The 9202-nt window shown below is 64.3% G+C and carries 7 protein-coding genes; 3 read left to right on the forward strand and 4 right to left on the reverse strand.

The genetic code is table 11. From position 1 onward, the window contains the following. Nucleotides 1-157 precede the first annotated feature (157 nt). Genes AC1DY5_RS30595 through AC1DY5_RS30610 form a run of 4 tightly spaced genes read right to left on the reverse strand, consistent with a single transcriptional unit; the run spans nucleotide 158 to nucleotide 4460 of the window. A complete protein-coding gene (locus AC1DY5_RS30595) occupies nucleotides 158-1687 on the reverse strand; it encodes a polyamine aminopropyltransferase (RefSeq protein ID WP_478117577.1) in 1530 nt (509 codons plus the stop codon). An 11-nt stretch (nucleotides 1688-1698) separates the two neighbouring features. Further along, the gene (locus AC1DY5_RS30600; protein WP_478117578.1) at nucleotides 1699-1917 is read right to left on the reverse strand and encodes a DUF350 domain-containing protein; all 219 of its coding nucleotides are present in this window, start codon (nucleotides 1915-1917) and stop codon (nucleotides 1699-1701) included. A gap of 24 nt (nucleotides 1918-1941) precedes the next feature. Next, nucleotides 1942-3423: a DUF4178 domain-containing protein gene (locus tag AC1DY5_RS30605; protein WP_478117580.1), complete on the reverse strand. Its 1482-nt coding sequence runs from the start codon at nucleotides 3421-3423 to the stop codon at nucleotides 1942-1944. Continuing rightward, complete coding sequence (locus AC1DY5_RS30610; RefSeq protein WP_478117582.1) at nucleotides 3420-4460, reverse strand: SPFH domain-containing protein; 1041 nt, start codon at nucleotides 4458-4460, stop codon at nucleotides 3420-3422. Before AC1DY5_RS30610 ends, AC1DY5_RS30605 begins: the two co-directional genes overlap by 4 nt. A 404-nt stretch (nucleotides 4461-4864) precedes the next feature. Here AC1DY5_RS30610 and AC1DY5_RS30615 point away from each other — a divergent pair, with 404 nt between their 5' ends. The 3 genes from AC1DY5_RS30615 to AC1DY5_RS30625 form a co-directional block, all read left to right on the forward strand. Next, nucleotides 4865-7180: an NADP-dependent malic enzyme gene (locus AC1DY5_RS30615; RefSeq protein ID WP_478117584.1), complete on the forward strand. Its 2316-nt coding sequence runs from the start codon at nucleotides 4865-4867 to the stop codon at nucleotides 7178-7180. Nucleotides 7181-7238: 58 nt separating this feature from the next. After that, nucleotides 7239-8003, forward strand: a complete 765-nt coding sequence (locus AC1DY5_RS30620) for a fused MFS/spermidine synthase (RefSeq protein WP_478117586.1) — start codon at nucleotides 7239-7241, stop codon at nucleotides 8001-8003. A gap of 681 nt (nucleotides 8004-8684) precedes the next feature. Beyond that, nucleotides 8685-9202: DUF4158 domain-containing protein (locus tag AC1DY5_RS30625; RefSeq protein WP_478117587.1), on the forward strand; the 518-nt coding region annotated here is incomplete at its 3' end.

The raw sequence follows: 9202 nt of genomic DNA on the forward strand, positions 1-9202 counted from the left end.
GCGTCGGGGGCGGCGCCGGCCGACAGCGTGCCATCGCGCCATGCATGGCCCCGCGCGAGGTCGATGCCGGTAAAGCCTCCGTCGATGTCCTGCCGCGCTTGGCAACCCGCCAGCATCGACGCGGCGGCGGCCGGCAGGCCCAGGAAGGCGCGCCGCTTCATCGCCCCCACTCGTGCTCGTAGGTGCTCACCAGCGTCTGGTTCGACAGCCGGTTCACTTCGGCCGGTACCCGCGCCATGTCGCGCGGGAAGTCGAACAGCAGCGGCAGCGTCGGCACAGACAGGAAGCGCAATCCTTGCGGCAGTGCCTCGGGCATCCGGAACGGCCGTCGGCTGGCGATGATGTAGCCCCACTCGCCGAAGCTCGGCACATGCGCGTGGTAGGGCGTGGCCGTGAGCCCGACCGATTCGATGGTCGTTGCCACGGTCCAGAAGCTCTTGCGCGCCACCAGCGGCGAGGTGGTCTGGATGACCGCGTAGCCGCTCGCCGCCAGCCGCTGGTCGAGCAATGCATAGAAGGAGCTCGTGTAGAGCTTGCCGATCGCGAAATTGGTCGGGTCGGGAAAGTCGACCACGATGACGTCGAAGACCTCGCCCGCCTGCTGCAGCCATTGGAAGGCGTCGGTGTTGACGATCGCGAGCTTCGGAGAACTCAGCGAATGGCCGTTCAGCGCCGCCAGCGTCTCGTGCTCGCGGAACAGGCGGGTCATGTTCGGATCGAGTTCGACCAGCGTCACTCGCTCGACCGATGGGTACTTGAGGATCTCGCGCACCGCCATGCCGTCGCCGCCGCCCAGCACCGCCACCTTGCGCGGCGCGCCGTGGGCCGCCATCACGGGATGCACCAGCGCCTCGTGGTAGCGGTACTCGTCGCGCTCGGCGAACTGCAGGTTGCCGTTGAGGAACAGCCGGTGCCCGGCGGCGCCGCGCGTGACCACGATGCGCTGGTAGGGCGAACTGGCGCTGAAGACGATCCGGTCCTGGTAGAACTTGTCCTCGGCCAGCGTCGTGATCCGATCGGCGAGGACGAAGGCGGCCCCCAGTGTGCCGAGCGCCAGCACGCAAGCCAGTGCATGGGCGCCGACGCGGCGCAGTTCGTGCCGGAACAGCCACAGCGCCCAGACCGCCACCGCCGCATTCATGAAGCCGAACAGCAGACCGGTGCGGATCATCCCCAGTTGCGGTACCAGCAGCAGCGGAAAGGCGATCGAGACCGCCAGCGCCCCGAGATAGTCGAAGGTCAGCACCTGCGAGACCAGGTCCTTCAGGGCGACGTTTCGCCGCAGGATCCGCATCACCAGCGGGATCTCGAGCCCGACCAGCGTGCCGACCACCAGCACCAAACCGTAGAGCAGCAGCCGGAAGGCGCCCGGGACGTAGGCGTTGGCGATGAACAGCAGGGCCGGCAGCGCGCCGCCGACCAGCGCCACCATGAGCTCGATGCGCAGGAAGTGCGCCGGCAGCTGGCGCTCGAAGTAGCGCGACAGCCACGAGCCCACGCCCATCGCGAACAGGTAGGTGCCGATGATGGTGCTGAACTGGAGCACCGAGTCGCCCAGCAGGTACGAGCTCAGCGCCGCCGCGCTGAGCTCGTACACCAGCCCGCAGGCCGCGACCACGAAGACGCTGGCCAGCAGCGCGATCTCGACCGGGCGCGGGCCACTCCGCTCCAAGGGAAGCGCGGACAAGGCCGCCCCCTTCAATGGATGGCCGCGGCGATGATGATGCAGATGCCGAGGCTCATCGCGCCGACCACGAGCCCCAACGCCACGTTCTGCTTCTCGACGATCTCCTGCCAAAGGTCATAGGGCGTGAGCTTGTCGACGATCAGGAAGGCCAGCCAGAAGACCGCCAGGCCGATCACCGCGTAGATCAGCGATCCGAAGATCACGCTCGGCTTCAACCATTCAATTCCCATGATGAGAACCTCCGAAAAAAAACATCACTTGTGGCTGCCGCCACTCGAATAGCCGCCGTACGAGCCGCCGGCGCTGCGCGAGCCACCCGAGCCACTCCCCCCGCTGCAGGTGCTCAGAATGATCAGCAGCACGATGATCACGATCACGATCAGCACGATGGTGCCGCAGCCGAGGCGGGAGGCCGCACTGACCGGCAGCGCGTCGCTGCGCTTGAACATGTCCTTCCTGCGATCGAGCTTGAAGGCCGCCGCGACCGCGGCGCTGTCGATCCGGTTGCCGGACGACCAGGTCAGCTCGTTGGCCGAGCGCTCCATCGACAGCAGCGCGCTGCCGCTGGCAAAGTCCCGGTTGAAGGTCTTCTGTCCGCGCTCGACCTGCCAGTAGAACTCGCCGGCGACATAGCTGGTCTCGGCGTTGTAGGCGTACTGCTGCTGGTAGACCTTGCCGAGGTAGGTGGCCCGGGCGCCGCTTTCCGCCATCCGGGGCGCACCGGTGGTCGGCTTGACCAGGCTCCAGCCGTCCTCGGCATCGACCAGGAAGCTGAAGCCGCGCTTCTTGTTGTAGAGCAGGTATTCGCTCCAGCCGAAGTGCTCGTCATCGCCGGGCGCCACGCCCATGCGATGCTGGAATCCGACCACCTGCCAGTCCGCGCCCTGCAGCTGGCCGATGCTGCCGAGCGGGATCAGCGGCTGCACCGGCTCGTTCTGGGCCGCATGCCGAAGCTCGCCACCGATGCCCTGCGACAGGTCGATGATGCTGTTGCACGACGAACAGGTGATGCTCTTGCTCTCGGCCAGGTTGACCGTCACCGGCGAACCGCAGTTCGGGCAGTTGAAGCTGCGGCCTTTTTCCTCCTTGGCCGACTCGTCGCGCAGGCCGGTGAGCTGCAGGTCCTCGAGCTGCACGGAACGGCCCAGGTAGCAGCCCGGCGGATCGGTGTCGTACTCGAGGCTCAGCACCTGGCCCTGCTCGCTGCGCAACTCGACCACCGCGAACGGACGGCCGAGCTCGGGCAGCCGCGRCAGTTCGCCCTGGGCCGAGACCAGCGCCACCTGCTCGTTCGAAGCCACGGTGTAGTTCTGGCCATTGAAGGCGGTGCTTGCGCCGACGCGCAGCTCAACCGCCGGCGGCGCCGCGCGCTGCAGGTCGAAGGGCGTGGCGAAGACGAAGGCGCCGTTGTCCTCGCTCAGGATGCCGCTGCGCTGGCCGTCGAAGGCGGCGATCCATTCGGTCCAGTGGCCGCCGGCATAGCGGTATTGCAGCCTGCCGACCAGCGTGAAGGGCTGGCCCTCGATGCGACCGGCGGCGAACAACTGCAGCGGGCTGAAGTCGTCGAACAGCTCGGCCATCTTGCCGGTGCGCGCCAGCGTCTCGCCCTGGCGCACCACCGTGCTCTGGCAATAGGGGCAGACCGCATGCGTCGACTGCGCCGATCGGAACTCGACCGGCGCGCCGCAACCAGGGCAGGGCGCGCGGTAGTAGCGCTGGCTGCCGCTGTCCGTCACACGAGTTTTTTCAGCAGCTCCGCCTTCTTGGCGTCGAATTCTTCCTGCGTCAGGATGCCCTTGGCCTTGAGCTCACCGAGCTTCTCGAGCGTGGTCATCACGTCGGCCGGATTGACCACCGCGACCGCCGGCTGCTGCTGCGGCGCCGCCGCGGGCTGCGCCTGCAAGCCCTGCGCCAGGTTCTGCGCCAGCACCTGGCCTAGCGCGACGCCGGCCCCGAGCCCCATCGCATCGCCGGCGATGCCGCCACCGCCGCCCGCGCCCTCGGCGAACTTGGGGATCGCCTGCGCGGTCTGGTACTGCATGAACTTGCCCATGTCGTTGCCGACCATGCCCATGCCGATCTTCTGGTCGAGGATCTTCTGCAGTTCTTCCGGCAGCGAGACGTTCTGGACCGTAATGTTCTCGAGCTGGATCCCGATCTTGGCGAACTCGGGCACCAGCTGCTTCGCCAGTGCTTCGGCGAACTGGATCTGGTTGGCCGCCAGGTCGAGGAAGGGCACGCCGCTGGCGGCGATCGCATTGCTGATGTTCTGCAGCAGCAGGCCGCGAAGCTGGCCGTCGAGGTCGGCCACCGTATAGATCTCGCGCGTGCCCGAGATCTGGGTATGGAACAGCTTGGCGTCGCCGATGCGGAAGCTGAAGTTGCCGAAGGCGCGCAGCCGCACCGCGCCGAAATCCTTGTCGCGCACGGTGATCGGCTGCGGCGTGCCCCATTTCTGGTCGACCTGCTGGCGGGTGCTGAAGAAGTAGACGTCGCTCTTGAATGGCGACTCAAAGAGCTTGTCCCAGTTCTTGAGGTAGGTCAGCACCGGCAGCGTCTGCGTCGTCAGCTTGTACATGCCCGGGCCGAAGACGTCGGCCACCTGGCCCTCATTGACGAACACGGCGACCTGCGACTCGCGCACGGTCAGCGACGCGCCGTTCTGGATCTCCATGTCCGCCATCGGGAAGCGCCAGGCCAGCGTGCCGTCGCCGGTCTCGGTCCACTGGATGATGTCGATGAACTGCTTCTTGATGAAATCCATCAGCGCCATGGTCGCTCCTCGTTCACGGGGGTTTTCCGTGGCGGGATATTGCCACAGCGCCCAAAGGACAACCCTGGGGACAGTTCCGGCACAACATGGCACTTGTCCACAGGCAGGCGGCCTCGTCCGAAGTTGTTCGCCTCGCCGCGACAGCAGCGAAGCGCGGCTGCACACAGCCGGCGGGCTGCGGCAAACCCTTGTCACACAAGGAGAAATGCGCCCTGTCCACAGAACAGCGCGGCCCTTACTACTACTACTAATTTAAATAAGAAGACTAAGAAGAAAAGATAGGAACAACCGGTTTTCGTTTTTTGAGGAGTCGGAATGTTCGGCGCCGTGCGCGTCGCAGGACGGCGGGATCGAGGTCTACAATCGGCGCCCTTTACAAGAAGCGTCCTAGGAGGCACGGCCCAATGTCCGAATCGACTTCGCAGATCCCCACGCCCGAAGACAAGCGCGCGGAGCTGCGCCGCGCCGCCCTCGAGTACCACGAGCATCCGGTGCCGGGCAAGATCTCGATCGCCGCCACCAAGCAGATGGTCAACCAGCGCGACCTCGCGCTGGCCTATTCGCCGGGCGTGGCTGCGCCGTGCGAAGAAATCGTCAAGGACCCGGTCAACGCCTTCAAGTACACGGCGCGCGGCAACCTGGTCGGCGTCATCACCAACGGCACTGCGGTGCTGGGCCTCGGCGACATCGGGCCGCTGGCTTCCAAGCCGGTGATGGAAGGCAAGGGCGTGCTGTTCAAGAAGTTCGCCGGCGTCGACGTCTTCGACATCGAGATCGACGAGAAGGACCCGGCGAAGCTGGTCGAAGTCATCGCGGCGCTGGAGCCGACCTTCGGCGCCATCAACCTCGAGGACATCAAAGCCCCCGACTGCTTCTACGTCGAGCGCGAACTACGCAAGCGCATGAAGATCCCGGTCTTCCACGACGACCAGCACGGCACCGCGATCACCGTGGCGGCYGCGATGCTCAACGGCCTSAAGGTGGTCGGCAAGGACATCGGCCAGGTCAAGCTSGTGACCTCCGGCGCCGGCGCCGCGGCGCTGGCCTGCYTGAACCTGCTGCTCAAGGTCGGSCTGAAGCGCGAGAACGTCTACGTGACCGACCTCGCCGGCGTGGTCTACGAAGGCCGCACCGARCTGATGGACGACGACAAGCGCCAGTACATGCAGAAGACCGAYGCGCGCASCYTGARCGACATCATCGAGGGCGCCGACGTGTTCCTCGGCCTGTCGGCCGGCGGCGTGCTGAAGCCCGCGATGGTCGCCAAGATGGCGGCCAAGCCGGTGATCTTCGCGCTGGCCAACCCGAGCCCCGAGATCTCGCCGGAAGAYGCCCAYGCGGTGCGCGACGACGTCGTCATGGCGACCGGCCGCACCGACTACCCGAACCAGGTCAACAACGTCCTGTGCTTCCCGTACATCTTCCGCGGCGCGCTCGATTGCGGCGCGACGACCATCACCGACGAGATGGAAGTCGCGGCGATGCTTGCCATCGCCGACCTGGCGCAGGCCGAGCAGAGCGAGCGCGTGGCGGCCGCCTATGTGGGCGAGAAGCTCAGCTTCGGCCCCGAATATCTGATCCCGAAGCCCTTCGATCCGCGGCTCATGATCAAGATCGCCCCAGCGGTCGCCAAGGCCGCCGCGGAAAGCGGCGTGGCGCTCAGGCCGATTGCCGACCTCGATGCCTACCGCGACAAGCTGCAGAGCTTCGTCTACGCCTCGGGCACCACGATGAAGCCCATCTTCGAGGCCGCCAAGCGCGCATCGAAGAAGCGGGTCGCGTACTGCGAAGGCGAGGAAGAGCGCGTGCTGCGCGCCGCGCAGATCGCGGTCGACGAAGGCATCGCGCGCCCGACGCTGATCGGTCGCCCGACGATCATTGCGCAGCGCATCGAGAAGTTCGGCCTGCGCCTGAAGGAAGAACTGGACTACGACATCGTCAATGTCGAGCAGGACCGCCGCTACCGCGATTTCTGGCAGACCTACCATCGCATGACCGAGCGCAAGGGCACGACGGTGCAGACCGCCAAGATCGAGATGCGCCGCCGCTTGACGCTGATCGGCGCGATGCTGCTGCACAAGGGCGATGTGGACGGGATGATCTGCGGCACCTGGGGCACCACGGCGCTGCACCTGCACTACATCGACCAGGTGATCGGCAAGCGCGCCGGCGTCGCCACCTACGCATGCATGAACGGCCTGCTGCTGCCCGACAGGCAGGTGTTTCTGGTCGATACACAGGTCAACTACGACCCGACGCCCGAACATCTCGCCCAGATCACCACCATGGCAGCCGAGGAAATGATGCGCTTCGGTCTGATGCCCAAGGCGGCGTTGCTGTCGCATTCCAATTTCGGTAGCAGCAACGAGCCAAGCGCCCTCAAGATGCGTCAGACGCTCGACCTCCTTCTGACCCAGGCACCCTGGCTGCAAGTCGACGGTGAGATGCAGGGCGATATGGCACTCGACGGCAAGCAACGTGCCGCGGTGATGCCGCACAGCGCGCTAGCCGGCGACGCCAACCTGCTGGTGTTTCCCAACATCGACGCAGCCAACATTTCGTTCAGCCTGCTGAAAGCGGCCGCGGGGGGTGGAATCACCATTGGCCCCATCTTGCTTGGAGCGAGACGTCCCCTCCATGTCTTGACGCCGTCGGCAACTGTGCGAGGCATCTTCAACATGACTGCCCTGACTGTCGCCGAGATCCAAAGCGACAAGTAGCCCTTCCGAGCTCGCACCACCGCGCCTCTTCTCATTTTTTCATCTCATTGAATCATTGATGCCAGACCGCCTCGAGTACAACCGGCACCCGCGACCTTTTGTTGACAAATCGCTGAACTCAAAGAGCATGCATTTCTCGATCTGCGACGTTCAAAGCCGGATGCAGATCGATCGACCCACCGACCTCATGCTGGCATACACGCGCCTCATGATGGGTTTCCTGCTGTTTTCGCCTAACCCCCGTCATATCGCCATGGTGGGTCTGGGTGGTGGATCGCTGGCGAAGTTCTGCTACCGCTACCTGCCGGATTCACGCATTCAGGTGATCGAAATCAATCCCCACGTCATCGCGCTTCGCGACGAGTTTGAGGTACCCAGAGACGATCATCGTTTTCATGTCAGAAAGGAGGATGCTGCCGACTATGTTCGTACCGCCCACTACCGCCATGACGTGATCGTGGCCGACGGATTCGATGCCAACGGGATGCCCGGGGATCTTTGCTCGCGCTCCTTCTACGATAACTGCTTTGACGTGCTGGAGCCCAACGGAGTGCTGGTGGCGAACCTCCACTCCCATCATGAGCACTTCCCGGTCTACCTTGAGCGAATCAAGAAAAGCTTCACGACATGCGTCGTAACCGTGAATGATCCAGACCATTGCAACACTATTGCATTCGCGTTCAAGGAAATGCCCGAAGCGCCGCTATTTGGAAACCTGCAACGTTGCGCATCGACACTGGCGCCTGAAGCATGGACGCAGTTGGCGCCGAGCTTTTCCGTGATCAAGCGGTTCGGAAAATGGCATAGCCAGAACACGTCTTGAGGACGCGAGAGGCCCGCAGCGGAGGATGTTTCGTACCTTTCAACTGGAAAGCCAGACGGATGTCGGATCAAATCAGGAGGCAATGATGTTTATCAGAGGCAGATGGAAACTCAAGGGCTATGGACAGCAATTGTCGGACGGCCGTTTCGCTCCGCGCGCGTGCGCGACGTACCACGCTGACCCATACCCGGACGACCATCCGTTGCGATGGAGCGAACCGACGTTTGCGACGGAGACTGAGGCTGCTGAGTGGGGCCTGGAAGCAGCGAAGGTTTGGCTCGAGGTACGCGAGGATATGGGGGAATAGGTACGCTCACATCGAGGAAGGACGCTCAATAGCTCGGACGCCGTGTCCTGAAGATCTTGGTCCAATAGGACCTGAGTCAGATTCCTGAAACCCTTTTCTCGGTCGTGGTCGACGTTTGCCGCAAGAGTGCCTGGGCATACCTATCAACACCAAACCGGAACGTACCTCTGAAGTTGATGTGCCCGAAGTGAACCGGCCCCATGCGACGCAGAAACGCGTCGTCGACCTTTGTGGGGTCGACTCGTTTTCGGTGTACAGAGTGACGCTTCGCAAGGCCAGTACTGGCGCGGGTGACGGTCCGCAAGTCCTTGATTTGCTTGGGATTGCTGTACACTTTCGGCGTATCGTGCGTGCCCCATTGACGGAGGCGCACGATGCAAGGCTGGCAGACAACATTCCTGGGCATGCGCGAGTTGCCGCACGATCTCAGCGCCTTCGAGCTGCAGGCGTTCTTCACCTTCAGCCGTGCCGAGCATGAACTGATCCAGTCACGCCGCGGCGACTCGCTCAAGCTGGGCCTGGCGCTGCACATCGGATTCGTGCGCATGAGTGGCCGACTGCTGGACGCAGTGCGGGTCGTGCCACCGGCAATGTGGCGGCACCTCGGGCACGAGTTGGGCATCGATGCCCCCGAGATTGCCTCGTTGCGCGCCATGTATGGCCGTGGCCGCACCCTGTTCGACCACCAGCGGGTCGCCTGCGAAGCGCTCGGATTCCGTTGGATGACCGAGCATCAGCGGCGCGCCCTGGTGCGCTTGCTCAGCGACGAAGTGTCGCGCTGCGCGGACCGCGAGCAGCTGCTGGTCTATGCCAGGCGTTKGCTGTATGACCATCGGCTACTGATCGTCCACGACCGGGCCATCCGAGGCCTGATCGCCGCCGCCCTCCTCCA

Source organism: Variovorax sp. P4_D9, from assembly GCF_056401695.1.

Coding starts and splice junctions, on each gene's coding strand:
- AC1DY5_RS30600 (WP_478117578.1), bottom strand. CDS start 1,917: ATGGGAATTGAATGGTTGAAGCCGAGCGTGATCTTCGGATCGCTGATC.
- AC1DY5_RS30610 (WP_478117582.1), bottom strand. CDS start 4,460: ATGGCGCTGATGGATTTCATCAAGAAGCAGTTCATCGACATCATCCAG.
- AC1DY5_RS30620 (WP_478117586.1), top strand. CDS start 7,239: ATGCCAGACCGCCTCGAGTACAACCGGCACCCGCGACCTTTTGTTGAC.